The 26102-nt window shown below is 65.6% G+C and carries 29 protein-coding genes; 10 read left to right on the top strand and 19 right to left on the bottom strand.

Features of this window, described 5'->3' with window-relative positions; translation table 11 throughout:
* Window positions 1-106: 106 nt before the first annotated feature.
* Entirely contained in the window at window positions 107-523 is a 417-nt protein-coding gene (gene arfB, locus ACV1FX_RS11720) for an alternative ribosome rescue aminoacyl-tRNA hydrolase ArfB (protein ID WP_473117714.1), read from the top strand.
* A gap of 156 nt (window positions 524-679) precedes the next feature.
* Here the strand turns inward: arfB and ACV1FX_RS11715 are convergent, their stop codons facing one another.
* Window positions 680-988 carry a hypothetical protein gene (locus ACV1FX_RS11715; protein ID WP_473117713.1) on the bottom strand — a complete coding sequence of 103 codons (309 nt, stop codon included), beginning with the start codon at window positions 986-988 and terminating at the stop codon, window positions 680-682.
* A 312-nt stretch (window positions 989-1300) separates the two neighbouring features.
* On the opposite strand from ACV1FX_RS11715, the gene ACV1FX_RS11710 reads away from it, so the two are divergent.
* Genes ACV1FX_RS11710 through ACV1FX_RS11695 form a run of 4 tightly spaced genes read left to right on the top strand, consistent with a single transcriptional unit; the run spans window position 1301 to window position 4259 of the window.
* A complete protein-coding gene (locus ACV1FX_RS11710; RefSeq protein WP_473117900.1) occupies window positions 1301-1687 on the top strand; it encodes a c-type cytochrome in 387 nt (128 codons plus the stop codon).
* Window positions 1687-2082, top strand: a complete 396-nt coding sequence (locus ACV1FX_RS11705) for a VOC family protein (RefSeq protein WP_473117712.1) — start codon at window positions 1687-1689, stop codon at window positions 2080-2082. The genes ACV1FX_RS11710 and ACV1FX_RS11705 overlap by 1 nt, the downstream gene beginning before the upstream one ends.
* A gap of 29 nt (window positions 2083-2111) precedes the next feature.
* Complete coding sequence (locus ACV1FX_RS11700) at window positions 2112-2660, top strand: gluconate 2-dehydrogenase subunit 3 family protein (RefSeq protein WP_473117711.1); 549 nt, start codon at window positions 2112-2114, stop codon at window positions 2658-2660.
* A gap of 30 nt (window positions 2661-2690) precedes the next feature.
* Window positions 2691-4259 (top strand): GMC family oxidoreductase, encoded by a 1569-nt coding sequence (locus ACV1FX_RS11695; protein ID WP_473117710.1) that lies wholly within the window; start codon window positions 2691-2693, stop codon window positions 4257-4259.
* A 109-nt stretch (window positions 4260-4368) separates the two neighbouring features.
* Here the strand turns inward: ACV1FX_RS11695 and ACV1FX_RS11690 are convergent, their stop codons facing one another.
* Window positions 4369-4686: a ribbon-helix-helix domain-containing protein gene (locus tag ACV1FX_RS11690; RefSeq protein ID WP_473117709.1), complete on the bottom strand. Its 318-nt coding sequence runs from the start codon at window positions 4684-4686 to the stop codon at window positions 4369-4371.
* Between the two features lie 239 nt (window positions 4687-4925).
* Here ACV1FX_RS11690 and mutL point away from each other — a divergent pair, with 239 nt between their 5' ends.
* The gene (gene mutL / locus ACV1FX_RS11685) at window positions 4926-6737 is read left to right on the top strand and encodes a DNA mismatch repair endonuclease MutL (RefSeq protein WP_473117708.1); all 1812 of its coding nucleotides are present in this window, start codon (window positions 4926-4928) and stop codon (window positions 6735-6737) included.
* Between the two features lie 22 nt (window positions 6738-6759).
* On the opposite strand, the gene rsmD is transcribed toward mutL, so the two are convergent.
* Entirely contained in the window at window positions 6760-7329 is a 570-nt protein-coding gene (rsmD, locus tag ACV1FX_RS11680; RefSeq protein WP_473117707.1) for a 16S rRNA (guanine(966)-N(2))-methyltransferase RsmD, read from the bottom strand.
* The gene (locus tag ACV1FX_RS11675; protein ID WP_473117706.1) at window positions 7330-9261 is read right to left on the bottom strand and encodes a pseudouridine synthase; all 1932 of its coding nucleotides are present in this window, start codon (window positions 9259-9261) and stop codon (window positions 7330-7332) included. It lies immediately after the preceding gene.
* 119 nt (window positions 9262-9380) lie between these two features.
* Between ACV1FX_RS11675 and ACV1FX_RS11670 the strand changes: the two genes are divergently transcribed.
* Window positions 9381-9839 (top strand): nucleoside deaminase, encoded by a 459-nt coding sequence (locus tag ACV1FX_RS11670; RefSeq protein WP_473117705.1) that lies wholly within the window; start codon window positions 9381-9383, stop codon window positions 9837-9839.
* Here the strand turns inward: ACV1FX_RS11670 and ACV1FX_RS11665 are convergent.
* The 5 genes from ACV1FX_RS11665 to ACV1FX_RS11645 all read right to left on the bottom strand — a co-directional run bounded on the left by ACV1FX_RS11665 (window position 9836) and on the right by ACV1FX_RS11645 (window position 14326).
* Window positions 9836-10741 carry an alpha/beta fold hydrolase gene (locus tag ACV1FX_RS11665; RefSeq protein ID WP_473117704.1) on the bottom strand — a complete coding sequence of 302 codons (906 nt, stop codon included), beginning with the start codon at window positions 10739-10741 and terminating at the stop codon, window positions 9836-9838. The genes ACV1FX_RS11670 and ACV1FX_RS11665 overlap by 4 nt on opposite strands.
* A gap of 152 nt (window positions 10742-10893) precedes the next feature.
* The gene (gene purD / locus ACV1FX_RS11660; protein WP_473117703.1) at window positions 10894-12177 is read right to left on the bottom strand and encodes a phosphoribosylamine--glycine ligase; all 1284 of its coding nucleotides are present in this window, start codon (window positions 12175-12177) and stop codon (window positions 10894-10896) included.
* A 286-nt stretch (window positions 12178-12463) separates the two neighbouring features.
* Complete coding sequence (locus ACV1FX_RS11655; protein ID WP_473117702.1) at window positions 12464-12763, bottom strand: winged helix-turn-helix domain-containing protein; 300 nt, start codon at window positions 12761-12763, stop codon at window positions 12464-12466.
* Between the two features lie 4 nt (window positions 12764-12767).
* Window positions 12768-13319: a hypothetical protein gene (locus ACV1FX_RS11650; RefSeq protein WP_473117701.1), complete on the bottom strand. Its 552-nt coding sequence runs from the start codon at window positions 13317-13319 to the stop codon at window positions 12768-12770.
* A complete protein-coding gene (locus tag ACV1FX_RS11645; protein WP_473117700.1) occupies window positions 13316-14326 on the bottom strand; it encodes an alpha/beta hydrolase in 1011 nt (336 codons plus the stop codon). Before ACV1FX_RS11645 ends, ACV1FX_RS11650 begins: the two co-directional genes overlap by 4 nt.
* 138 nt (window positions 14327-14464) lie before the next feature.
* Here ACV1FX_RS11645 and xseA point away from each other — a divergent pair, with 138 nt between their 5' ends.
* Entirely contained in the window at window positions 14465-16078 is a 1614-nt protein-coding gene (xseA, locus tag ACV1FX_RS11640) for an exodeoxyribonuclease VII large subunit (protein WP_473117699.1), read from the top strand.
* A gap of 118 nt (window positions 16079-16196) precedes the next feature.
* Here the strand turns inward: xseA and ACV1FX_RS11635 are convergent, their stop codons facing one another.
* A complete protein-coding gene (locus ACV1FX_RS11635) occupies window positions 16197-16346 on the bottom strand; it encodes a hypothetical protein (protein ID WP_473117698.1) in 150 nt (49 codons plus the stop codon).
* Between the two features lie 191 nt (window positions 16347-16537).
* Window positions 16538-17362, bottom strand: a complete 825-nt coding sequence (locus tag ACV1FX_RS11630; protein ID WP_473117697.1) for a dienelactone hydrolase family protein — start codon at window positions 17360-17362, stop codon at window positions 16538-16540.
* 185 nt (window positions 17363-17547) lie between these two features.
* Here ACV1FX_RS11630 and ACV1FX_RS11625 point away from each other — a divergent pair, with 185 nt between their 5' ends.
* Entirely contained in the window at window positions 17548-17775 is a 228-nt protein-coding gene (locus ACV1FX_RS11625; RefSeq protein ID WP_473117696.1) for a DUF2093 domain-containing protein, read from the top strand.
* Window positions 17776-17972: 197 nt separating this feature from the next.
* On the opposite strand, the gene lpxK is transcribed toward ACV1FX_RS11625, so the two are convergent.
* The 6 genes from lpxK to ACV1FX_RS11595 are packed head-to-tail and all read right to left on the bottom strand — an operon-like array spanning window position 17973 to window position 23499.
* Window positions 17973-18989, bottom strand: coding sequence for a tetraacyldisaccharide 4'-kinase (lpxK, locus tag ACV1FX_RS11620; RefSeq protein WP_473117695.1), 1017 nt, complete (start codon window positions 18987-18989; stop codon window positions 17973-17975).
* Window positions 18982-20316 carry a 3-deoxy-D-manno-octulosonic acid transferase gene (locus ACV1FX_RS11615; protein WP_473117694.1) on the bottom strand — a complete coding sequence of 445 codons (1335 nt, stop codon included), beginning with the start codon at window positions 20314-20316 and terminating at the stop codon, window positions 18982-18984. Before ACV1FX_RS11615 ends, lpxK begins: the two co-directional genes overlap by 8 nt.
* The gene (locus ACV1FX_RS11610; RefSeq protein WP_473117693.1) at window positions 20279-20992 is read right to left on the bottom strand and encodes a lysophospholipid acyltransferase family protein; all 714 of its coding nucleotides are present in this window, start codon (window positions 20990-20992) and stop codon (window positions 20279-20281) included. Before ACV1FX_RS11610 ends, ACV1FX_RS11615 begins: the two co-directional genes overlap by 38 nt.
* Window positions 20989-21237, bottom strand: a complete 249-nt coding sequence (locus ACV1FX_RS11605; RefSeq protein WP_449376804.1) for a DUF4170 domain-containing protein — start codon at window positions 21235-21237, stop codon at window positions 20989-20991. The genes ACV1FX_RS11610 and ACV1FX_RS11605 overlap by 4 nt, the downstream gene beginning before the upstream one ends.
* Before the next feature lie 59 nt (window positions 21238-21296).
* A complete protein-coding gene (locus tag ACV1FX_RS11600) occupies window positions 21297-22115 on the bottom strand; it encodes a 3'(2'),5'-bisphosphate nucleotidase CysQ (RefSeq protein WP_473117692.1) in 819 nt (272 codons plus the stop codon).
* On the bottom strand, window positions 22102-23499 hold the full coding sequence (locus tag ACV1FX_RS11595) for a TldD/PmbA family protein (RefSeq protein WP_473117691.1): 1398 nt from the start codon (window positions 23497-23499) through the stop codon (window positions 22102-22104). Before ACV1FX_RS11595 ends, ACV1FX_RS11600 begins: the two co-directional genes overlap by 14 nt.
* Before the next feature lie 277 nt (window positions 23500-23776).
* Here ACV1FX_RS11595 and ACV1FX_RS11590 point away from each other — a divergent pair, with 277 nt between their 5' ends.
* Window positions 23777-24295: a DUF6101 family protein gene (locus ACV1FX_RS11590; protein ID WP_473117690.1), complete on the top strand. Its 519-nt coding sequence runs from the start codon at window positions 23777-23779 to the stop codon at window positions 24293-24295.
* Between the two features lie 99 nt (window positions 24296-24394).
* Here the strand turns inward: ACV1FX_RS11590 and ubiA are convergent, their stop codons facing one another.
* Together ubiA and ACV1FX_RS11580 are read right to left on the bottom strand one after the other, a co-directional pair.
* Window positions 24395-25327: a 4-hydroxybenzoate octaprenyltransferase gene (ubiA, locus tag ACV1FX_RS11585; RefSeq protein WP_473117689.1), complete on the bottom strand. Its 933-nt coding sequence runs from the start codon at window positions 25325-25327 to the stop codon at window positions 24395-24397.
* A complete protein-coding gene (locus ACV1FX_RS11580; RefSeq protein WP_473117688.1) occupies window positions 25324-25986 on the bottom strand; it encodes a hypothetical protein in 663 nt (220 codons plus the stop codon). Before ACV1FX_RS11580 ends, ubiA begins: the two co-directional genes overlap by 4 nt.
* Between the last annotated feature and the right edge of the window lie 116 nt (window positions 25987-26102).

Genomic DNA, 26102 nt, shown 5'->3' with positions numbered 1-26102 from the left:
TCGCGTTGAATGGCCGGGCTTGCCCCGGCCATTCGCATTTTCCATGATGCAGCATTGCCAAATGCAGGTGCCCGCGATAGGTCGAGGCATCACGAATGGTGCCATCATGCTGCGGATTTCCCGCGATCTCGTCATCGACGAAGACGACATCGAGATCGGCTTCGTCCGCGCTTCCGGCCCGGGCGGACAGAACGTCAACAAGGTCGCGACCTCGGCGCAACTGCGCTTCGACACGCGCAAGCTGACCCTGCCGGAGGACGCTGCCCTGCGCCTTGCGCGCCTCGCCGGCCAGCGCATGACCAAGGACGGCATCATCGTGATCCAGGCGCAGCGTTTTCGCACCCAGGAGCGCAACCGCCAGGACGCAATCGACCGCCTGCTTGAGATGCTGCGCGAGGCCATGGTGCGACCGACGCCGCGCCGCGCGACGCGGCCGACCTTCGCCTCCAAGCAGCGCCGGCTCGACAGCAAGAAGCGCCGCGGCGACATCAAGGCCAGGCGCGGCGGCGGCTTCGACGATTGACCAATGAAAAAACCTCCGGCCGCAGGGCGACCGGAGGCTTGCTGTTTCGCGTTCGGCGTTAGAGCGTTTTCCAGCGAAGTGGACACCGGTTCGCGTGAAACGCGTCAGAACAAGAATCTAGAGCCCCGTTCCGATTCAATCGGAACGGAAACGGCTCTAGTAGCGCTTGCCCGTGGCCGCACCGCCCGACGTGGAATCGTCGACCGTCCCTTTATGTGTCGCGCTTCCGGTGGTACCGACCGTGCCCTTGGTCCCCTTGGTCGACTTCATGCCCACCTTCTCGCCCGCAGCGCCCTGCTGCGCACCAAGGTCCTCATCTTCGCTGCCGGACAGGCCGCCCTGCATGGGCTTGCTTTGCACGGTGCCGCGCGTCTTGGCGTCAGTCGACACGCCTTGTGCAAGAACGGGCGTCGCAATCAGGGCAGAGAGGGCGCATGCGATCACGGAGGTCTTCACCAACTTCATCCATTTCTCCTGGATTTTGCTTCGCGATGAACGGCCCGGCGCTTCTCTTCGCCGTTCGCCAGCACCGAGCCATATCATCGCGGAAAGAGCGCGAACGGCGCGATCGTCATGCAATCCGCCTCGTGTGGTCATCGTTTAGGGATTTCGGGGCCATTTCGCGGAATTGATCACCGCATATGCGGCGGCGCGGAACACACGCAGACCGCGAGCATCATCGTCTGCAGCGAAACAGCCCGCTACTACCACCGCGGGTTCGGCGCCGCCTAGAGTTTGTGCACGCCGACATTGACGTGGATGAGCGGGCTCTTGGCGATGCGGGCAGTCGTTCTGGGTTTGTGTAGCGCAGTGGTGCTGGTCGTGCGGATCGCCGACGCGCAAATGCCCTTGCCGGCGGCAAAGCCGCCGGATGGCGCGACGCTGTTCAAGCAGCAATGCGCGGTATGCCACACGACGAACCTGTCCGAACCAGTGCGGCAGGGCCCGCCGCTGGTCAAGATCGTGGGCCGGCCCGCCGGCAAGGTCGAAGGCTTCCGCTATTCGCAGGGCCTCGCGAACGCGGATTTCGTCTGGGATGAGGCGAGGCTCGATGCCTGGCTGACCAATCCGCAAGCCGTGATTCCCGGCGTTGTCATGGCCTATCGGCAGGGCAAGCCCGAGACGCGCGCGGCCATCATTGCCTACCTCAAGGAGCTGAACTGATGGCGAAACCGGTTCATTCCATGATCCGTGTGCTCGACGAGGCGCGATCGCTCGATTTCTACAGACGCGCCTTCGGCCTCGAAGTCGCCGACCATCTGAGATTTGCGGACTTTGCCCTGATCTACCTGCGTCACCCGTCGTCACCGTTCGAGGTGGAATTGACGGTCAATTTCGATCGCAGGGATCCATACGCGCTCGGCGACGGTTACGGGCATCTCGCCGTCGTGGTCGACGATCTCGACGGCGAGCATGCGCGCTTCGAGCGCGAGAAGCTGGCACCGGGACCGCTGCGCGACTTCAAGCACGAGGGCAAAACGCTGGCGCGCTTCTTCTTCGTCAGCGATCCCGATGGCTACAGGATCGAAGTGATCCAGCGGGGCGGGCGTTTCAACTGATCAAAATCATAAAATTCACGGAGGAATCCATGAGAGAAGTCGATCGTCGAAGCAAACACAGCCGCCGCGTCTTTCTGCAGGGCGCGGCGACGGCCGTTCCGGTCGTGGCAGCAGCGACCAGCGTCGGCGTCAGCGTCGAGAGCGCCTGGGCGGATGATGCGAGCGCGCTGACGCCCGCGACGATGAAGACGCTGCTGAAGGTCGCGCGCGACATCTATCCGCACGACGTTCTCGGCGACAGCTACTACATCACCGCGATCAAACCGTGGGACGACAAGGCTGCCAAGGACCCCGCCGTCAAGTCGTTGATCGGCGACGGCATCACGCGACTCGATCAGAACGCGCGGGATCGCCACAAGGTACCGTACGCCGAGGTGCCCTGGGAGTCCGATCGCGTGGTGCTGCTGAAGGAGATCGAGCAGAGCGACTTCTTCCAGAAGGTGCGCGGCGACCTGATCGTGTCCCTCTACAACCAGAAAGAGGTCTGGCCGCGGTTCGGCTACGAGGGCTCCTCCGCCGAGCACGGCGGTTACATCAATCGCGGCTTTGCCGACATCGACTGGCTTCCCAAAGCCTAAGTCGCACCCCAACGGTTCAGGAGAACGCATATGGCAAAATTCGATCTGAACGACAGTGGCGTTGTGGTGATCGTCGGCTCCGGCGCCGGTGGCGGCACGCTGGGCAACGAGCTCGCGCAAAAGGGAGTCAAGGTCGTGATTCTCGAAGCCGGTCCGCGCATCGAGAACCAGGACTTCATCAACGACGAGTGGGACAGCTTTTCCCAGCTCGCCTGGTCGGATGCGCGCACCACGTCGGGAACCTGGCGCGTCGCCAAGGACTTTCCGAACCTTCCCGCCTGGATCGTCAAGGCCGTCGGCGGCTCCACGGTGCACTGGGCCGGCGCCTCGCTGCGCTTCGACCAGCACGAGTTCAGGGTGAAGAGCACCTACGGCAACATTCCGGGCGCCAACCTGCTGGACTGGCCGGTCACGCTCACCGAGATGGGGCCGTGGTACGCCCAGGCCGAGAACAAGATGGGCGTGACCCGGACCAACGGCATTCCCGGACTGCCCGGCAACAACAATTTCAAGGTGCTCGAGGCCGGCGCGAAGAAGCTCGGCTATCAGACCGTGCATACCGGCAACATGGCGATCAACAGCCAGCCCCGCGACGGACGCGGCTCCTGTCAGCAGATCGGCTTCTGCTTCCAGGGCTGCAAATCCGGCGCGAAATGGTCGACGCTCTACACCGAGATCCCGAAGGGCGAGGCGACCGGCAACCTTGAGGTCCGCCCCAACAGCATGGTGATCAAGATCGAGCACGATGCGAGCGGCAGGGCGACCGGCGTCGTCTACGCCGACGAGACCGGCGCGATGCAGCGCCAGAAAGCGCGCATCGTCGCGGTCGCCGGCAATTCGATCGAGAGCCCGCGGCTGTTATTGAACAGCGCCTCGACGATGTTCCCCGACGGCCTTGCCAACTCGAGCGGTCAGGTCGGCCGCAACTACATGCGGCACATGACGGGCAGCGTCTACGCGGTATTCGAGAGGTCCGTGCACATGTATCGCGGCACGACCATGGCCGGCATCATTCGCGACGAAGCCGCCAACAACCCGAAGCGCGGTTTCGTCGGCGGCTACGAGATGGAGACGCTGTCGATCGGCCTGCCCTTCATGGCGGCGTTCCTCAATCCGGGCGCCTGGGGCCGCCCGTTCACCGCCGCGCTCGACGGCTATCCGCGGATGGCCGGCATGTGGCTGGTCGGCGAGGACATGCCGCAGGAGACCAACCGCATCACGCTCGATCCGGCCGTGAAGGACAAGTTCGGAATGCCGGTCGCAAGCGTGCATTTCGACGACCATCCCAATGACCTCGCGATGCGCGCGCACGCCTACAAGCAAGGCTCGGCAGTCTATGAAGCGGTCGGCGCTACCGTGACCTATCCGACGCCACCTTATCCGAGCACCCACAATCTCGGTACCAACCGGATGAGCGAGAAGCCCAGGGATGGCGTGGTCAACAAGTTCGGCCAGACCCACGACGTCAAGAATCTGTTCGTTTCGGACGGCAGCCAGTTCACCAGCGGCGCGGCCTGCAACCCGACGCTGACCATCGTCGCTCTCGCCATTCGTCAGGCGGATTACATCGCGGGCGCAATGCAGAAGAAGGAAATCTGAGGGCCGATAGGCAGCAGCTCGCGTCAAACTCTCGGTCGTCGTCCTGGTATGGGTCCTGGCACTCGCCATGACGACGTCGAGAATGCGGTGACAGGCTCGCGCAGGGCAGCTATTCGGCTGCGTCGAGAATGGGCGCCACCGTTGCCTTGAACTCCTGCACCGGAGCAATGTTTCTGGCGCGGTAGATCAGGCAGGAGCAGCGCAGCAGCGACGCAAAATTGTTGACCTCGCCATGATGGTCGAGAACTTCGTTGTAGAGCGTCGTGAGGAACTTGCCGAGGCTCATGTTCTCCTTGGCCGCGATCTCCTCGAGCGTATCCCAGAAGGCCAATTCCAGCCGGATCGAGGTGCAGTGACCATCGATCCGCAACGAGCGGGTCTGGGACTCGTAGTCGCGTTGGGGCTGATGCGCGAACAAATGACACATGGCGTCCTCCCGTCCTGCTGCCGTTTTTTCACGATGCTACACCCCTGCCCCACGCCCCACAATCGGGGCGGATGGAGGAGACGGGCCCTATCGCCGACGCGAGATTCTTCGAACGCTCAATGTCTTCAATGTGATAGGCCCCCTTCTTCCCCAACCCGCCACGATGCTGTTGCTCAACACATGCTTTTGACGCAACACGGCATAAGATAACGGTCCCAGCGAATCCAAGTTTCGAGCCCATGCCTGTCCGCCAGCTTCCAGAGCAAGTCGTCAACCGCATCGCCGCCGGCGAGGTGGTCGAGCGGCCGGCGAGCGTGGTCAAGGAACTCGTCGAGAACGCGATCGATGCCGGCGCGAGCCGCATCGACGTGTTTACCGACGGCGGTGGGCGGCGGCGGATCGGCATCACCGATGACGGCAGCGGCATCACAGCGAAGGACCTGTCGCTTGCGGTCGAACGCCATGCCACCTCCAAGCTCGACGACGAGGATCTGCTGCAAATCCGCACGCTCGGGTTCCGCGGCGAGGCGCTGCCCTCGATCGGCTCGGTTGCGCGGCTTTCCATCACCACGCGCCACGCCAGCGAACCGCACGCCTGGGCGCTGTCGGTCGAAGGCGGCGAGAAGTCCGAGATCATGCCGGCCGCGCTTGCGCATGGCACGCGCGTCGAGGTCAACGATCTCTTCTATGCGACGCCTGCGCGGCTGAAATTTCTGAAGACGGACCGCACCGAGGCCGAAGCGATCCGCGAGGTTGTCAGGCGGCTGGCAATGGCGCGGCCCGACGTCGCCTTCACGCTCGCCGGCGAGGAGCGCGCGCCGGTGACCTGGGCCGCCGCCCTCCCCGGCGCCGCGGGCCGGCTGACGCGGCTCGGTGACATCCTGGGCGCGGAATTTCGCAGCCACGCGATCGAGGTTCATGCCGAGCGCGACGGCGTCGTCGTTGCCGGTTACGCGGCTGCTCCCGCGCTGACAAAGGCGAATGCGCTCGGGCAATATCTCTTCGTCAACGGGCGGCCTGTGCGCGACAAGCTGATCCTGGGGGCGGTGCGCGCGGCCTATTCCGACTATCTGCCGCGCGACCGCCATCCGGTGCTGGCGCTGTTCGTCACGCTCGACCCGCGCGAGGTCGACGCCAACGTGCACCCCGCCAAGACCGAGGTGCGTTTCCGCAATGCCGGGCTCGTGCGCGCGCTGATCGTGCACGGACTGAAAGAAGCGCTTGCGCGCGAGGGACGACGCACCGCCGCCAATAGCGGCGGCAGCGCACTGTCGTCGTTCCGCCCCGCTTTCATGCCGCGCCCCGGCAACTGGGACTGGCGACAGTCGCCATCCGCTCCGACGGCAGCGCTGCCGTCTTTCGAGGGCGCGGCGGCGCCCGCTTTCGCGGAGCGTGCGCAGGCTGCATTCGATGTCGGCGCGCCAACGGCCGATGTGCGGATCGAAAGCCAGCCCGTCGGCGATCTCGTCGATCGTCCGCTCGGCGCTGCGCGCACGCAGATCCATGAGACCTACATCGTGTCGCAGACTCGGGACGGCCTCATCATCGTCGACCAGCATGCCGCGCATGAACGCATCGTCTATGAGCGGCTGAAGGCTTCGCTGGCGAAGAACGGCGTGCAGCGGCAGATCCTGCTGATCCCCGAGATCGTCGAGATGGACGAGGCCACGGTGGAGCGGCTCCTGGCACGCGGCGACGAGCTGTCGTCGTTCGGGCTTGTCATCGAATCCTTCGGCCCCGGCGCAGTCGCAGTGCGCGAGACGCCGTCGCTGCTCGGCAAGACCGACGCCGGCGGCCTCCTGCGCGATCTCGCCGAGCACATGGCCGAGTGGGACGAGGCGCTGCCGCTGGAGCGCCGCCTGATGCACGTCGCCGCCACCATGGCCTGCCACGGCTCGGTGCGCGCGGGCCGCAGGCTCAGACCTGAGGAGATGAACGCGCTGCTCCGCGAGATGGAGGAGACGCCGAATTCCGGCCAGTGCAATCACGGCCGGCCGACCTATGTGGAGCTGAAGCTCGCGGATGTCGAGAAGCTGTTCGGACGGAGGTGAGCCGACGCTGTCGTAGGGTGGGTCAGCCGAAGGCGTAACCCACCCTACGAAGAAACACGAACTCCGTATCATCGTAAGCGCGCCGCTCAAGCTCCTCGAAGCCTTCGGGCGCGGCGAATTGCGCGGCCTTTGCTTCTTCAACAACGATCAGCGCACCTGGCGTTAGCCACTCGCCATCGCGCAATGAGGCCAACGCCTTGTCCGCAAACCCCTTGCCATAGGGTGGATCGAGGAACACCAGCGAGAAAGGTTCGACCGGATGCGCAGGGCCAAGGTCCGTCGCATCGCGACGATAGACCTTGGTCACGCCGCCGAGGCCCAGCGCCTCGACATTGTTGCGCAGCAGCGCCCGCGCCTCGGCGCCATTGTCCACGAACAGCGTGAACTTGGCGCCGCGCGAGGACGCCTCGATGCCGAGCGCGCCGGTACCGGCGAAGAGATCGAGCACGCGCGCGTCTTGAATCGGATCGTCATAGGCGTGCACGAGGATGTTAAATACTGACTCGCGCAGGCGATCCGCCGTGGGACGGATGTCGCGCGAGGACGGTGAGGCGAGATTGCGCCCCTTCAATCGTCCGCCGACGACGCGCATTTACTCGTCTTTCGGCCTGAGATCGCGCTTGCCGTGATAGCCGCGCTTGGGACGGCGCGGCGGCCCGTAGCCGGCAGCTTCCATCTCGTTGCGCTCGCGCGCCTCCTCGCTGCCGGTGCGCTGCACCAGCACGCGGCGGCCCTTGCGGTCGTTGATCACGGCACGCTTCATCGGCTTCTTCTCGTGCGGCGCATCGTCCTCGCGGGAGGCGGATTTCGAGGGCACGTCGAACTGTGCGCCCGACTTCTCGATCACCTTGTCGCCGAGCTGCTCGCGCAGCACGCGTGACTTGATCTCGTCGACCTGGCCTTCGGGGACCTCGCCGAGCTGGAACGGGCCGTAGGAGACGCGGATCAGCCGGTTCACCTCGAGCCCGAGATGGGCGCAGACGTTGCGCACCTCGCGGTTCTTGCCTTCGCGGATCGCGAACACCAGCCAGACATTGGCGCCCTGGTCGCGCTCGAGCGTCGCATCGATCGGGCCGTATTTGACGCCCTCGACCTCGATGCCGTCCTTCAACTGGTCAAGCTGCGCCTGCGTGATCTCGCCATGGGCGCGGACGCGGTAGCGACGCAGCCAGCCAGTGTCGGGCAATTCGAGCGTGCGCGCGAGGCCGCCATCGTTGGTGAGTAGCAGGAGGCCTTCGGTGTTGAAGTCTAGCCGTCCGACGCTGATCAGCCGCGGCAGGCCTTCCGGCAAATTGTCGAACACGGTCGGACGACCCTCGGGGTCGTCATGCGTGGTCATCAGCCCGCGCGGCTTGTGATAGAGGAACAGCCGCGTGCGCTCGCGCGGCGGCAACGGCTTGCCGTCGACGGCAACGACGTCGTTCTGCGTCACGTCAAGCGCCGGTGAATTGATGACGCGGCCGTTGACGGTCACGCGGCCCTGCGTGACCATCTCCTCGGCGTCGCGCCGCGAAGCCAGGCCAGCGCGCGCCAGCACCTTGGCGATGCGCTCGCCGGCCTTCTTCTGCTTCGGCTCTTCCTCGCGACGCGGCCGCCGGTCGAAATCACGATCGCGCTCGCGATAGGCGCCGCGGCCGCCGAAGGCCGGACGCCTGGTGAAGATCTGGCTGTCGTCCTCATTGTCGCGGCGCGGACGGTCGCGGAAGCGGCCTTCGCTGCGCGGATGCTCCTGCCAGTCCATGCGGCCCTCCGGCCGCTTGTCGCGCGGCCGGCCGAACTTGGGACGGTCCTCGCCGAAGCGATCATCGCGCGAGCGCGAGAAGCGCGGGCGATCCTCACCGCGGCCGCCCTCGCGCCGGTCGTCGCGCTGACGCCACGGCTTTTCGTCGCCGCGATCACGACCACCAAAATCCTTGCCGAATGACTTGCGTGGACGATCGCCGCGCGGGCCGCCGTCGCGCTTCTGCCACGGCTTCGAATCGCCGCGGTCGTCACGATCGCGCGGGCGGTCGCCGAAGCTGCGCTTGCGATCGCCGAAGTCACGCTTGCGCTCCTTGCCCTCGAAGTCGCGGTCGCGACCAAAGTCCTTGCGCGGCCGATCGGAGCCGCCGCGTGAAAACTTCCGGTCGTCGAACCGCCGCTCGCCACGCGGCGCGCGCTCGTCACGATCGAACTGCGGACGGTCTCCGCGCGGCTTGAACGGGCGGTCGCCATTTGACTTGAACGGGCGGTCGCCCTTTGGCTTGAAGCTGCGCTCGCCGCGGTCCTCGCGGCCACGATCATCGCGCTTGAAGCGCGGCCGATCGCCATAGTCGCGGCGCGGTGCATCGCCCTCCTCGCGGCGGCGGAATGGGCGGCTGTCGCGGTCGCCGCGGGAGGGGCGCTCGTCGCGATCGCCCTTGCCGGCAAAGCCGCGCTTGGCGAACTTCTTCTCGGGGCCGCGCGGCTTGCCGGTGCGGCCCTTGGACGGGCCTCGATCACGCCGGCCGCGGGAATCGTTGTCTTTGTCGCTGTCGCGAGGCATGAATAATCTCACTTAGGGGTCGCGCGATGAGCATTGTGCGCGCTCGTTCCGAGCCGCATGCTCAGGCAAAATCGGTATCCACTCTTGCTGAAGGCGGAGCTAGTAGCAGGTTTCTGGCGATGATACGAGGCATGAAAGCCCCTTCTTTCATGGATTTGGCGCTCAAAACGGCCGAAAATGCCGGAAAATCGGGCGAAGTTCCGATCGGATGCGTCGTGGTGCGCAATTACGAGGTCATCGCGACCGCCGCCAACCGGACACTGATCGACCACGACCCCACGGCCCATGCCGAGATCATCGCGCTGCGCGAAGCCGCCAGGAAGATCGGCAGCGAGCGGCTGGTCGATTGCGACCTCTACGTGACGCTCGAGCCCTGCACCATGTGTGCGGGCGCGATCTCGTTTGCAAGGGTCAGGCGGCTCTATTACGGCGCGGCCGACCCGAAGGGCGGCGCGGTCGAGTCCGGGGTGCGGTTCTTCGCCTCCCCGACCTGCCATCACACGCCCGAGGTCTATTCGGCGGTTGGCGAAAGCGAGGCGGCGCGGCTCTTGCGGGAGTTCTTTCGCGAGCGGCGCTAGCCCGCGAGGAAGAACTCGCCCAGCGCCCTTGCGGTGACCTCCGGATTCTCCTCCGTCAGGAAGTGCCCGGAATCCACCGGCATGCCCTCGACATTTGTTGCCCAACGCTTCCAGGTGTCGAGCGGCGTGGCAGCAGCCTGGGCGACGCCGGCATTGCCCCAGAGCGCGAGCATCGGGATCGTGATCTTCTTGCCGGCCGCGAAATCGGCCTTGTCGAGCTCGTAGTCGAAATAGGCGCCGGCGCGGTAGTCCTCGCACATCGCGTGCACGCGGGCGGGATCGCGGAACGGGGCGATGTAGTGCTCGAGCGCGCGCTTATCGATTGCATCCAGCGTTTTCGACTTGGTCTGGCTCGCCATCTTGAAGCGCAGGAAGAATTCGCCGTTGCTCGCGATCAGTGGTTCCGGCAGCGGTTCGGGCTGCGCCAGGAAGGTCCAGTGATAGATCTTCAGCGCATATTGCCGGTTCATCCGCTCCCAGTAATCATAGGTCGGCAGGATATCGAGCACGGCGAGCCGCGACAGCCGGCCGGGATGATCGAGCGCGAGGCGGTAGGAGACGCGCCCGCCGCGGTCGTGGCCGGCAAGCGCAAAATGCACGTGGCCGAGCTGCTCCATGGCCTCGACCATGCTCTTCGCCATCGCGCGCTTGCTGTAGGGCGTGTGTTGGGCATCGCTGTCAGGCATGTCCGACCAGCCATAGCCCGGCAGGTCGGCGATGATCAGCGTGAACCGGTCGGCAAGCTGCGGCGCGACGCGGTGCCACATCACATGCGTCTCGGAGAAGCCATGCAGCAGCAGCAGCGGCGGCCCCTTGCCGCCGACGCGGGCGAAGATGCGGCCCGAGGATGTGTTGATCCATTCGGAGGCAAAGCCTGGGTAGAGGTCGGCGAGATCGGACATGAGTTCCATCCCCCTCAAATGTCTTTTCCGGCCGGATTCAAGGGCCGGCTACGGCGCCCCCAAACCAAAATGCCGAAAACAACCCCATGCAAAGTAGCACGGCCTTTTCCGGCAAACGCGCGTCCGATGCGCGCGTTCCGGAAATACGGCAGTTAGTTCTTGGCCTTCTCCGCCTCCACCGCCTGCCAGCCGATGTCGCGGCGGCAAAAGCCGTCCGGCCAGCGGATGCGATCGACGGCCTGGTAGGCGCGCGCCTGCGCCTCGGTCACGGTCTTGCCGAGCGCGCAGACGTTGAGCACACGGCCGCCATTGGCGAGGACCGCGCCGTCCATCGCCACCGTGCCGGCATGGAAGATCTCGACGGTGTCGACCTCAGCGGCCTCCTCTAACCCGTCGATCCGGGTGCCCTTCTGGTAGTCGCCGGGATAGCCCTTCGCGGCCATCACGACGGTGAGCGCGGATTCCGGATACCAGCGCAGGTCGAAATTCTTGAGTTGCCCGTCGCAGGAGGCGAGCAGTGCCGGCACGATGTCGGACATCATGCGCAGCATCAGCACCTGGCACTCGGGATCGCCGAAGCGGACGTTGAACTCGAACAGCTTTGGGCCCTGCGTCGTCAGCATGATCCCGGCATAGAGCACGCCGCGGAACGGCGTACCGCGCTGCTTCATGCCGGCAACGGTCGGCAGGATGATCCTTGACATGATCGCGTCGTGGATCGCCGGCGTGACCAGCGGCGTCGGCGAATAGGCGCCCATGCCGCCGGTGTTCGGGCCGACGTCATGATCGAACACGCGCTTGTGGTCCTGGGCGGAGGCGAGCGGAATGGCGGTCTCGCCGTCGCAGAGTGCAAAGAAGCTGATCTCGCGGCCGGGCAGGAATTCCTCGATCACGACCTCGGCGCCGGCCTCGCCAAACGCGCCGTCGAACATCATGGCGATGGCGTCCTCGGCTTCGCGCACGGTCTTGGCGACCACGACGCCCTTGCCGGCGGCAAGGCCGTCCGCCTTCACCACGATCGGGGCGCCCTGGCTATGGACATAGGCGAGCGCATCGGCAGCGTTGGTGAAACGCTTGTAGGCACCGGTCGGAATGCCGAACTCGGAGCAGAGCGCCTTGGTGAAGCCTTTGGAGCTTTCGAGCTGCGCGGCCGCCTTGCTCGGTCCGAACGCCTTGATGCCGGCCGTCGTCAGGTCATCGACGATACCGGCCGCGAGCGGTGTCTCAGGACCGACCACGACGAGCTCGACAGCGTTGGTCTTGCAGAAATCGATCACGGCGGTGTGGTCGGCAACGTCGAGCGCAACGCATTCAGCCTCGCGCGCGATGCCGGCATTGCCCGGCGCGCACCAGAATTTGGTCACCAGAGGAGACGCCGCGATCTTCCATGCCAGGGCATGTTCGCGGCCGCCGGAACCGAGCAGGAGAATGTGCATGCGAGTCTCAAAACGGGGGTGTATCCGGCGCGGAGGTCGCACGAATCCGCGCTGGCCTCAAGGGGTGTCGCTCCAACACCGCCGTCATTCCGGGGTAGCGCGCGTTCTGCTGCTGTCCCTTCTCCCCTTGCGGGAGAAGGTGGCGCGAAGCGCCGGATGAGGGGTATCTGTCCGCGGAGACAGACCCCTCACCCGTACGAGTCCGAGGCTCTCGGCGATCATGCCCTCTCCCGCAAGGGGAGAGGGCACAACAATCCGCACCGCGACCTGCAGATGAAGGCAGAGATCAGCCCTGCTTCCCCGCAATGATCTCCTGCAACGTCGCCACATGCCGCGCGAATGCGCCGCGCCCGGCCGCGGTGGCGGTGACGGTGGTCTGCGGCTTTTTACCGACAAAGGCCTTCTCAACCGAGACGTAGCCGGCTTTCGCCAATGTTTCGATATGCGCGCCCAGATTACCGTCGGTTGCACCCGTCAGCTTCTTGAGCCGGGCAAATTCGAGACCTGTCGTCCCCGGCAGCGCATTCAGCGCCGCCATGATCTTGAGCCGCAGCGGCTGGTGGATGATGTCGTCGAGCTCAGCCATGGCACTAGCTCCGCCGCATCCAGAGGCCGCCGACGATGAGGCCGCCGCCGTTGACGAAGGCCATCCACAGCGGAAAGGCCTCGCCGACGTAGAAATAGCCGATCAGCGTCAGCACGGTGATACCGAGTCCGATAGCCACGAAGGCGTTGCCGAACCAGAGGCCCGCCAGCGAGTAGAACAGCATGAAATAGATGGTCCAGAACGCGCCCTGCTGGCGCGGCGTGAAGTGCCCGAGCACCAGCGAGCAAAAATAGCCGAAGGCGACGAGCAACAGGAAGGCAACGAACGTCCTGACATCGAAGCTGCGGACGCCCGTCCTGGCCCGGTTGGAGGCACTGACGGCAAACGATCCGGCGATGCCGAAAACATAGACTGCGAACCAGATGTAGTAGCCCTGGCGCGGCCAGAGGTAGGTTGCAACGTTCGCCGCGAACACAAGCCCACCCCAAAGGATCATCATCAGGCTGGCGAGATCGTAGATGCGCGACTGCCGCACGCGCTGGACGATGTCGTCGATCTCGGCCAGCGCTTCAGATGCCTGCTTGCTGTCGATCATGACTGGCCGCTCCCGCGCGTTGCGACGTCGTCTGCGATCGCGGAGACCGCCCTTGGATTGGTGACGATGCCCATGTGGTTGATGCCTTCGAGGACCTTGACTTCGATGGACGACTTGATCGCCTGCACGGTGCCTGCATAATTGTCCGAGATCATCATCTCGTCCTCCGCGCCGCCGAAGATCGTCATCGGGCGCGTCACATTGGGCAGATCGATGCGATAGCCGCGGGTGGCGAAGTTGCGCATCAGGCGGTCGGAATAGGTAGAGACGAGGATCTTCTCGTAGTTCGGCGGCACGGCGAAGGCCAGCACCGGAAGCTGCGAGCAGCACTCGATGCCGAGCTTGCGGAGAGCCGCGAGGCCGAACAAGCGCGGAATGTCGGCATTGGCCCAGCCGCCGGAATGCGGCTTGTTGGTCGGTGCGTCGTAGCCGAGATAAGGCGCCAGCAGCACCGTGCGCACGAACATGTCCTGCATGATCGGCGTTGCAGCAACGCGCAGCGAGAAGCCGCCGCCGGCGGAATGGCCGATCAAAGTGAGCGGCAGGTCCGGCGCGCTCTTGCGGATCATGGCAACGAAATCGACGAGGTCGTCCTCGAGCTGGCCGACATAGCCTATATCGCCGCGCGTGCCGGAGGCGCCGTGGCCGCGCGTGTCGAGCGCCCAGGTCTCGATCCCGCGCGCGGCGAGCGCCGCCGTCAGCGCGTGATTGACGGTGCCTGAAGAGCCGGAGGAGCCGTGGATGAAGACCGCGCCGCTGCCGGTCGCCTGCCCCTTTGGCACGTAGTGCCGGTAGCCCAGCCAGGTGCCGTCGCGGGCCTGGAAACGCTCCAGCGCAGGCATCGTCGACCAGTCGATGCCCTTGGCGGAGTCCGAGACGGAGCGCATCTCGGCAGGTCGCTCCAGCGGCGTTGCGATCATCGCGGTCAGCAGCAGCGCCACCGCGCCGATCGCGCAAAGGCCCCATTTCAACAGGCTCAAAGCACCTCGCAACAACCGGATCGCCATGGCTCAAACTCCCTCGGCCTTACCATCGATAGAGAACTCTATATTACAGAGTACTCTTATGATCAAGTCCCCGATTGGCGCTTGGATGCGAAAATCCCTAGTTTGAGCTTCGATCCCCAAATGCCGAATCGTTTGCCGATGCCTTCAGCGGAACCCCTGCTCAACACGCCCGAATTCACCGTCTCCGAACTCTCTTTGTCCCTGAAGCGGACGGTGGAGGACACCTACGGCCACGTCCGGGTCCGCGGCGAGATCTCGGGTTTTCGCGGCGCGCACTCCTCCGGGCACTGCTACTTCGCGCTCAAGGACGAGAGCGCGAAGATCGAGGCGGTGATCTGGAAGGGCGTCCACGGCCGGATGCGCTTCAAGCCGCAGGAAGGGCTCGAGGTCATCGCGACCGGCAAGCTCACCACCTATCCGGGCTCCTCGAAGTACCAGATCGTGATCGAGGCGCTGGAGCCCGCCGGCATCGGCGCGCTGATGGCGCTCATGGAAGAGCGCAAGAAGAAGCTTGCCGCCGAAGGTCTGTTCGACGAAGCGCGCAAGCAGCTCCTGCCCTGGCTGCCGGAGGTAATCGGCGTCGTCACGTCGCCGACCGGCGCCGTCATCCGCGACATCCTGCACCGTCTGGAGGACCGCTTTCCGCGCCGCGTGCTGGTCTGGCCGGTCAAGGTTCAGGGCGAAGGCTCGGCCGAGCAGGTCGCGGCGGCGATCCGCGGCTTCAATGCGCTGCCGGAAGGCGGCAAGATTCCGCGTCCCGACGTCTTGATCGTCGCGCGCGGCGGCGGCTCACTCGAAGACCTCTGGTCGTTCAACGAGGAGATCGTGGTGCGGGCGGCGGCCGAGAGCATGATCCCGCTGATCTCGGCGGTGGGCCACGAGACCGACATCACGCTGATCGATTTCGCCGCCGACAAGCGCGCGCCGACGCCGACGGCGGCGGCCGAGATGGCCGTTCCCGTGCGCAGCGATCTGTTTGTCGAGGTCGCCGATCTCGCGCGCCGCACCCGCGCCTGCTGGCAGCGCGGCCAGGAAAGCCGCCGCAACGAGCTCCGCGCCGCCGCGCGCGCCCTGCCCGCGGCGAGCGATCTTCTGGCGATCCCGCGGCAACGGCTGGATTCGGCAGGCGCTGCCCTGCCCCGCGGACTCAAGGCCAACACCCATGCGCATTTCCGCCGCTTCGCCGCGACGAGTGCGCGGCTGACGCTGCGGGTGCTGCACGGCCAGATCGCGCAGGCCGACCATCGGCTCACGGTGTGCGGCGAACGGCTCGGCCTTTCCGCGCGATCCCTGTTGCGACGGCGGCGCGACCGCTTTGCGGGGCTCGAGGTTCGCTTGCGCGCCTCAAAGCTCTCGAACGCGCAGGCGCAGCGCAATGCCATTGCACGCCAGCGCGAGCGAACCCACCGCCTGTCCGAACGCGCAAGCCGCGCGCTGGCGACGCTGTTGCAGCGGCTCGATGCGCGCGTCGAGAACAGCGGCAAGCTGCTCTCGGCACTGTCCTACCGCGGCGTGCTCGCGCGCGGCTTTGCGCTGGTGCGCGATGAGGCCGGACATCCCGTGCACGCCGCCGATGCGATCGGCCCGGGTGCGCGCGTTGAAATCGAGTTTGCGGATGGACGCGTTGGTGCAACGGCGGATGAAGATCGGCCGGTGCCTGAGGCCCGCGCACAGCCAAAGGCAGCGCCGCGCGATGCGAAGCCCGCGCCGAAGCGCCTGGCGAAGCCGGTCGATCAAGGAAGCTTGTTTTAGAGTTGTAAGCGGCGCTTCCCCACCTTCCGCTGTCATTCCGAAGTGCGGGCAACAGCGCCGCTGTCGCAAGCCCAGAACGCGCTGCCGCAAACTTCGCGTTGCAGCGAGAGCCGTCCCCTTACCGGCAGGACAATCCCGCGTCGATCGTGGTCCAGAAGCCGCAATGTTCCGGCGCGACCGGCGGCGCGCCGGCGTGGGCCTCATAGAGCAGGATCGCGATGGAGAAGACGACCAGTGCGGAGGAGAACAGGAAGAAGCGGTTCATCATGATGAATGGCGTTTAGCCGACATCATGGTCGAACTATGACCGGCGACGCTGAATGAAACCTGAAACTGGCGTCTGCGCGATTCGTAGCTCGCACTGTCGACCATGACGACCTGTGCAGGGCGGTGGTCGATGCGGGGCTGTCCGCTACGACGTTGTTCCTCGGGCAGCCCCGCTTGGGAACCGCGCCACCCTCACCGCGCCAGCCACTCGGCGACCTGCTTCTGCGAGTCCGCGCGGGCCTCGGTGTCGGTGCCGACATGGCCGCGATCGGGCGTTGCCACGTCGGGGGTGGCGGCAGGCGCGTGCAGCGGCAGGTTGGCGCGGTCGAAATCGTGATAAGCACCCGGATAGACCACGATGCGCGCGAGCGCGCTACGGCCGTAGGCGCCGTCAACCATCTGGCGGCAGGCCGGCGGCGAGGAGATGTCGTCCTTGCCGCCGATCAGGAGAAGCGTCGGCACGCGCGTGCTCCAGCCGAGTCCCGCCGAAATCCGGCAGTCCGGATAGAACGCGACGGCCGCGCGAAAATCCGGCGCGCCGTCGCGGCCGGCATTTTGCGGACGCACGGCCCAGAGCAGCGCGCTCGCGCCGTTGGCCCAGCCCATCAGGCTGACGCGATCACGCGCCACCCAGGGCTGCTTCATCAGCCAGGTGCGCGCAGCAGCGATGTCGGCGACGCGCTCGCGACGCGCCTTGACGTGCACCTCCTTGACGCGGCATTGCGGTCCCACTTCGCGCGAGCCGTAGCTGTCGGGCCACAACACCGCATTGCCGGCCTTGAGCAACTGCTCGGCCCAGTCGCGGTAGCGCGGCAGCACGGGATCGGAATGGCTGCCGAGGCCGCCGCAGCCATGCAGCGCGATCACGGTCGGAAACGGACCATCGCCGTCAGGCTTGTACAGCTGCGCGTGCAATGTTCCCGACGCGAGCGGAATCTCGATCGCCTGCGGCACGGGCGCGGCACGCGCGGCAGACATCAGGAGCATTGCGAAGAGAACGGTGAACAGAAGGCGCATCGGAGACTGCCGGCTCATGAGCGGACCGGGACCAACGATCCTTCGCCGCAGAACTATCACGCGGAAATGCCCGCAAAACATCACAAATCGGTGGGTTTAACGGGCGGACAAGCGACCCTATCTATGCTAGATCGAAATTCATCAAATCACGCCCCTCACGCGGGCTTCCACGGAGACGATCGACCGTGCTGAACAAGTTCGGCCCCTCGGGCCATGGCGAAGCGCAGGTGCAATATCTCGACGGCGATTTCCGCGTGATCTCGCCGGGGACCTATGTGCGCTGCTCCGTGACCGACACGCGGATCCCGCTCGACGAGCTGAAATACTGGAGCGTCGACCTGCAAGAGGCCTACGCCCAGCCGACCGCCGTGCTGCAACGGCACTTTCCGCGGGCGCTGAAGCCGCAGGAGTGAGGTGCGCGCTGGCGGCAGCGGCGATGGGCTTCACGCAAATTTCTCCGGTCGATCGAAGCTTCGATAGAAATTCTTCGATGAACGTCGCCTGAATGGATGCTGCGTAGGGTGGGCAAAGGCGCGTAGCGCCGTGCCCACCATCTCTCCCTGACCGAGACAGAAGTGGTGGGCACGCTTCGCTTTGCCCACCCTACGCATCAGCGCACGCTGAACCTGCTCTCTCTTGCCTTGAACAGGCGATCGCTGACGAATCGACGCAAGCTTGCCGGATCATCGAATTCGAGCGTGACGGCGAACGGCACGATGTCGGGGCCAAGGCCCTTCATGCCGCGCAGGCGCGCGAGGTCCTTTTCGGTGGAGACGAGCGTGAGCTGTTCGCGCTTCGCCTCATCCACCAGCGCATCGATCTCGGCCTTCGCGAACATGTGATGATCGGCGAAAGGACGCGTGCGCGCGACCTCGATGCCGCTGGCGCGCAAGCTGCGGAAAAAGCGCTCGGGATCGCCGATGCCAGCGAAAGCGAAAACCCGCTTGCCGAAGAGCTGCGCGACCGACGCAACATCAGGCTTCAGGCGCGCACGCAGCACCGGCTTTCCGCGCGCTGTTATCTCGGCGGCGACGCCATCCGCGGCCTGTCCGTCGCCGATCAGGACAAGCGCGTCTGTGCGCGACATCTGCATCTTCAGCGGCGCGCGCAGGGGGCCTGCGGGAAACACCTTGCCGTTGCCGATGCCCCGCGCGCTGTCGATCACGATGAGCGAGGCATCCTTCAGGAGGCGCGGGTTCTGAAAGCCGTCATCCATCAGGATCACGGTCGCGCCTCGCGACTTGGCAAGCGCAACGCCACTGATGCGATCACGGGCGACCACGACCGGCACGTCGCGTGCCATCATCAACGGCTCGTCGCCGACGCAGGCGGCGGTATGGCGCTCGCGATCGACCATCACCGGACCCTGCAAGCGCCCGCCATAGCCGCGGCTGAGCACGACCGGCGTTTCGCCGAGCGTGCGCAACAATTTGGTCAGAGCCAGTACCGTCGGCGTCTTTCCGGCGCCGCCGACATGGTAGTTGCCGACGCAGAGCACGGGAATGCCGGCATCAAAACCCTTGCGTATCATGCGGCGCTCGGCAACCGCGCCATAGAGCGCGCCGAGCGGCCGTAAAATATGCGACTTGAACGAACGTGGCCGGTACCAGAAGGCCGGCTCACGCATTGGCGGCTCCCATCTCGAGCCGGAGCTGAAGCAGATAGGGCTCGAGGGCAATGAGCGTGCGATCGAGCGCGCCGCCGAGCCGCTCGACCACGCCGTGGCCCGCGTGCTGCATCTTCTCGCGCACGGCGGGATCGGCGAGCAACTGGCCGAGCTGCTTGACCAGCGCCTCCTGGGTCTCGGCTGCGCGCGCGCCCCCGCTCTTGTCGAGCGCCTCATAGACGTCGGTGAAATTGAAGACGTGAGGGCCGTGAATGATGGCGGCGCCGAGCTTGATCGCCTCGATCGGATTCTGGCCGCCATGCCGGATCAGCGATCCGCCCATGAACACGATCGGCGACAGGCGGTAGAACAGGCCGAGCTCGCCCATGGTGTCGGCGACATAGATGTCGGTCGCGGCCGTCGGCAGCTCCTCGCGCGAGCGCTGGCCGCCCTTCAGGCCCGCGGCCGTGATCAGTCCCGATATCGACGCGCCGCGATCCGGATGACGCGGCACGATCACGGTCAGCAGCGAGGGGAAGAAGCCGGTGAGCGTGCGATGCGCCGAGATCAACATCTCGTCCTCGCCTGGATGGGTCGATGCCGCGACGATGATGGGACGTCCCCGCGTCACCGCCATCAGCCGCTCGAGTTTCAAGGGATCGGCGGGCGGGGCCGGCAAGTCGAGCTTGAGATTGCCCGTGGTGGCGACGTTCGGGCTGCCGAGCGCGGCAAAGCGTTCAGCGTCGGTCTTCGACTGCGCGAGGCAAATGTCGAACTTGGAGAGCAGCGCCGAGATCGTACCCTGCACGCGCCGCCAGCGCGGGAACGAGCGCGGTGACATCCGCCCGTTGATCAGGACCATCGGCACGCGCCGCGCAGCGCCCGCCAGGATCAGGTTCGGCCACAGATCGGATTCGATGAACAGAGCGAGCGACGGCTGCCAGTGATCGAGGAAGCGGGCAACGTAGCGCGGAGAATCGTACGGCACGTATTGATGGATGACGTCGGGCGGAAAGCGCTTGGCCACCATCGCGGCCGAAGTCACCGTGCCCGATGTCAGCAGGATGCGTAAATTGAGGTCGCGCAGCCGTTCGACCAGCGCGGCTGCGGCCAGCACCTCGCCGACGCTGGCGCCGTGGATCCAGACCAGCGGGCCGTGCGGCCGCACGTCATCGCTGAGGCCGCGCCGCTCGCCGACGCGGGCCGGGTCTTCCTTGCCCTGCTTGAGCCGGCGCTTGATCAGCGCAGGCGCGAGCGGCACCAGGCCGGACGACAGGCGCTGGTACATCCGCAGCGTCATCGGCAGCGAATTAGGCATGATCCGGTTCCGGGCGGCCGAGTTGGGCATAGGCGCGGCGGGTCGCTTCGTTCAACGTCTCCTCCAGCTCCTGCCGCAGCGCCTCCATGGTGGCGGCGTCGGCGTCCGGCGGGACGTTGATTTCCTTGATGCCCACCAATGCGCCTCGCCCAAATGGCAAATTGATGGTGGTGCGATCCCAGTTCTTGAGCCGTATGAAGCGGCTGGTCGCCATCGCGAAAGGCATGATCGGCCGCCCCGATTCCCGTGCCAGCATGATGATGCCGAGTCCGGCCACGCGCGCGCGTTTCGGGACATCGGCGGTCAGTGCCACATTATAATTGTCCTCGAGCGCCTGCACCATTTCCCTGAATGCCCCGACGCCACCTTTACGGTGGAAGGCGCCGCCATGGTCGCCGGAGCCGCGAATGGTGCCGATGCCGAGCCGCTCCACCGCGAGGGCGTTGAACTCGCCGTCGCGATGCCGGGAGATCAGGACCTTGGCCCGGTAGGACTCCTTGTTCTTGATGAACGGCGTCAGGAAATGCTGGCCGTGCCAGAAAGCGAAGATGGCCGGGATCCGCGGCTCGACCTGGCCGTAGACGTCAGGCGGCTCGAACGTGAACTTGTTGGTCCGCCAGACCAGACGCAGATATTCGGCCGCCAGGAAACCCGCGGCACGCTGAACCAAGCTGCTTCGCAGCGTATTGCGAAGCAGTCTTTTCAACGCGCCGGCTTCGGTTCTTGACCCGGGTCGAGCAGCCGGTGGAGATGGACGATGAAATAGCGCATCTGCGCATTGTCGACCGTGCTCTGCGCCTTGGCCCGCCAGGCGGCGTGAGCGGTCGCATAATTCGGATAGAGGCCGACGATCTCGACGTCGTCCAGGTTCTTGAACGTGTTGTGTTCGAGGTCGACGAGCTCGCCGCCGATGACGAGATGGAGCAGTTGTTGCGGGGCGCTATCTGACATGGGTTTTCTTCCTAACAAGCTGCCCGGCAAGCAGTGATCGATAAGCACGACGGATGCGCTCAGGGCAAGGGGCGCTTTCGAAAATGCGCGACAATGTTCGCATGACGATCGCAGCCCGCGGCCACCAGCACCCCGTGCGCCACTTCCCGGCGATTATAGAGGAGGGGATCTCCGGAGAGGTCGCTCATCCTACCATCCGCTTCCTGCACGATCAAATCGGCCGCCGCAAGGTCCCAGTCATGGCTGTTGCCCCCCGCAAAAGCCGCATCGAGCGCGCCGTGCGCGACCCGGCAGAGGCGAAGCGCCAGCGAGCCGATTCGCGGATGCAGCGTGATCTCGCCCAGTGACGGCTTGAGGCGCTCGACCAGCGGCTTCGGTCCGGCAACCCGCGAGAAATCGAGCTCTGCCCCCTCCGTCGCCCGCACCGGCACATCGTTCAAGGTCGTGCCTTGTCCGCGCGCGGCGAAGAAGAACTCGCCGGTCGTCGGCGCAAAGACCGCGGCGAGAACGGGCGATGCATTCTCGACCAGCGCCACGCTCACGCACCAGTCGTCATGGCCGTTGAGATAGTTGCGCGTGCCGTCGATGGGATCGACGACCCAGACCAGCCGCCGCTTCAGCCGCGTCTCGTCGTCGGCGCTCTCCTCCGAGAGCCAGCCATAGTCCGGCGTCGCACCGCGCAGCCGCGCTTCGAGGAGATCGTTGACGGCGATGTCGGCTTCCGAGACCGGCGAGGAGGCGCCCTTGATCCACTTCTTCAGCTCGGTGCGGAACATCGCATGAGCCAGGCTCCCCGCTTCCCGCACCGTGTCCTTCAGCAGCGCCGCGTCGCGTGTCAGGATGGTCTCGTCGATCGAGCTCGCCTCAGCGTCCGCCAAGCGTCAAACCCTCGATGCGCACGGTGGGCGCATTGATGCCGTAGCGGAACTGGAGATCGTTCGCCGGCTGCATCGACTTGAAGATCTCGAACAGATGGCCCGCGATCGTGACCTCGCTGACGGGATAGGTGGTTTTGCCGTTCTCGATCCAGAAGCCCGAGGCGCCGCGGCTGTAGTCGCCGGTGACGCCGTTGACGCCGGAACCGATCAGATCGGTGACGTAGAAGCCCTGCTTGATGTCGGAGATCAGCTCAGCCGGCGTCGGCGTTCCCGCTTCGAGATGCAGATTGTACGGCCCCGGCGAAGGCGAGGAGGAGACGCCGCGATGGGCGTGGCCGGTGGTCACAAGCCCGAGCTCGCGCGCGGTCGCGCAGTCGAGCAGCCAGGTCGTCAGCACGCCCTCGTCGACCAGCGCCCGGCTCTTCACCGCAACGCCTTCGGCGTCGAAGGTCTGCGAGCGCAGGCCGCGCTTGCGCAGGGGATCGTCGACGATGCGGATGTTCCTGGCAAAGAGCTGCTGGCCGAGCTTGTCCTTCAGAAAACTGGTCTTGCGCGCGATCGAGGCGCCGTTGATGGCGCCGACGAGATGGCCGACCAGCGAGCCCGCGACACGCGGATCGAACACGACGGGCACCTTGCAGGTCTCGACCTTGCGCGGATTGAAGCGCGCCACGGTGCGCTCGCCGGCGGAGCGGCCGACGGTTTCCGGCGACAACAGATCGGCGGCATGCGGCGCCGATGTGAAATCGTAGTCGCGCTCCATGCTCGTGCCTTCGCCGGTAATCGCGGTCGCCGAGATGCCCTGGCTGGAGCGCAGGTAGGAGCCGTGGAAACCGGTGCTCGTCACCAGCACCATGCCGCCGATGCCGGCGGAAGCGGACGCGCCGCCGGATTTCGTCACGCCTTTCACGGCAAGCGCGGCGGCTTCGGCCTCCAGCGCGCGCCGCTCCAGCTCGCCCGTTGCAGGCACGCCGGGATCGAGCAGATCGAGATCGGGGAAGTCGCGCGCCAGCAGCGCGGGATCGGCGAGCCCGACATATTTGTCTGATGGGGCGACCTTGGCCATCGCAACCGCGCGTTCCGCGAGCTTGGTCACGGCGTCACCGCTGACATCGTTGGTCGAGACCACCGCCTGGCGCTGGCCGACCAGTACGCGCAGGCCGACATCATCGCCTTCGGAACGCTCGGATTCCTCGACGCGGCCGTCGCGGACCTCGACGCCCTGCGAGATGCCGCGCACGGCGACGGCATCGGCCGCGTCCGCGCCGGCACGCCTGGCTGCCTCAACCAGCCGCTGCGCGAGATCTGACAGCGCGGACTGATCGAACAGGTCGCGGTTGGCTTTGGACGAATGCGTCGAACTTGCCGATGGTGAAGCGTTCACGAACGAGATCCTGTCGGGATTGGCGATTTCCAGGCCAGTTCGGCCAATCCCACCAGATGTGCCCAATTGGAGCGGACTTCAAGCAGTTTCAGTCCATGAAAGGCTCAGATTCTCGCCTTTCGCGCAACGTCTCGTCAATCATGCGCGCCAAGGTCTTGTCAATCATGCTGGGCGGTGACGCCTCCTTAACCAGCCTTTTTAAGCGGTTTCCGCAACCTGCCGCGCTAAGGTCCTCACATCGACCGGGAACATAATCCCGGCGGGGAGACTAAGAGCCGTGAGGCGTCAAACAGCAACAAGCGGGGCCAATCCCGCCGGGTCGAGCCGCTCCTTGCGGCTCGACCCTCTTTCTCTGCCGGTCCGTTTCGATGCGCATGATCCGCGCGCCGACGGCCATGTCAGGCAGATCGAGCTTCATCGCGAACGCGTCGTGCTGCGCCGTGCCGTGCGCGGCATGCAGATGGCCGTCAACGTCCGCGTCAGCGATTTCACCGGTATTGCGCTGCGCGGCATCGACGACACGCAAATGCTCGTCCTCGTGCATCGCGATCCTTCGCTTGCCGTTCCGCTTCTCGTCAGCGCCGACGCCGAGGAGATCGCGACGGCGTGGACGATGTGGAGCGAGATCTTCGCCCTGCCCCAATTGGACGAAAAACAGTGCGATCCGGCGCCGCGCCGCCGCCGCCGCAACGCGATTCGCGATCGCCGTCCGAAATTCCTGGTGCGCCGGCGCGCCGGCGTCGCGCGCGATCTGCCGGTCCATCGCGACGAGCGCGAGATCATCGCGAGGAATTGAGCACGGTGCTGCAGGGTGGGCCAAGCGAAGCGTGCCCACCTCTTCTGTCGGCAATCGTGGAAATATGGTGGGCACGGCGCAAGAGCGCCTTTGCCCACCTTACGCCGCCCGCATCACCGCGTCCGCAAGCAGCCCCGCAAACAGCAGCAACCCCGCGTGCTTGTTCGACTTGAACAGGCGCAGGCAGAGCACCCCGTCGCTGATGTTCAGCCGCATAACTTGCCACGCCAGATGCGCGGCAAAGGCGGCGAGCCCGAGCCAGGCCAGCCAGCGCACGTCGGCGGAGGCAAAGGCGACGCCGATCAGCATCACCGCGAGCCCGTAGAACATGATCAGCGCCTGATGCGTGTGCGCGCCGAACAGGCGCGCGGTGGACTTGACGCCGATCAGTGCGTCATCCTCGGCGTCCTGATGCGCATAGATCGTGTCGTAGCCGATCACCCAGGCGATCGAACCGGCGTAGAGCACGAGCGCGGTCAGATCGATGCTCGCGAAGGTGACGGCAAAGCCCATCAGCGCGCCCCAGGAGAAAGCAAGACCTAGGAAGACCTGCGGCCACCAGGTGACGCGCTTCATGAAGGGATAGATCGCGACGACCACGAGCGAGGCGATGCCGGTTGCCACCGCGAAGCGGTTGAATTGCAAAAGCACGACGAGGCCGATCAGTGCCTGCGCCACCAGAAAGGCGAGCGCCTGCTTCACCGTGATCTGCCTCGCCGGCAACGGCCGCGAGCGCGTGCGTTCGACCCTGGCATCGAGGTCGCGGTCGGTGATGTCGTTCCAGGCACACCCCGCCCCGCGCATGACGAAGGCGCCGATCAGGAACAGGATGATGGTGAGCGGCAGATGATGGACATCGCGCGCCATGCCGGCGGCGAGCGCCGCCGACCACCAGCACGGCATCAAGAGAAGCCAGGAACCGATCGGACGATCGTAGCGGGACAGCCGCAAGTACGGCCGCGCCCATTGCGGCGCGAGCGTATCGACCCAGTTGCCGGTGGAATCGGCAACGCGGGCTGATGCATCACTCATCTGGTCAGGACGTTGCCGTTGAGCGTGTCGAAAGTGTTGCCGCCCTTCTTGGCGGCGTTGGCTTCGGGGGCCGATGCAGTGCCCACAACGTCGCTCAGGGAGGGGCCGGCCGGCCCGCGCTGCTTCATCTGCTGCGCCACCTGGCAGACCTTGTTCTGCATGGCCTCGCTGTTCTTGTGCCCGGCCTTCAACTGCTCGCCGATCTGCGGCGGAATTCCGCATTTGGCGGCATTGACCTCGACATACCGCATCATCTTCACTTCGGCCTGGACGAAGTTGCGGATCAGGCTGCAGGCCTCATCGGGCGGCGCATGACGATCGCTCGCTGCCTTGATCAGCTTGCCGCGCTTTTCCGTCTCCTCGCGCAGCGGCAGGAAACCCTTCATGCACTGCTCGGCGCCGCCACTGGGCTGGCTCGGCGGCGCGGCGCCGAAGCCGGCGCCACCAACCGGGGGAGCACCGCTGGTCGGGAACGAAGCCTGAGGCGTTCCGATTCCAGCGACCGGCGCGGAGCCGTTGACCGGCGGAAAAGCGGGATCATTCGCGGGGGCGGCAGCCTGGCCGGGCAGCGGCGCGGGGAACGCGCTCTGCGCCTGGACGCTGGCCGCGCCCATCGCCACCATGGCGGCAGTGATCGGAACCATCAAACGACGGATCATCAAGTCTGTATCTCCGACAGGATCCACAGGAGGGGTCGGCGCCTTCCCAATTGAAGCGCAACCGGCGTTTTCGCGCTTTTACGATTCCTGCCGGCCCTTAACAACCCGTCGAATGG

This window comes from Bradyrhizobium ingae (assembly GCF_055791185.1).
This window is presented reverse-complemented; position numbering and strand designations above follow the sequence as displayed.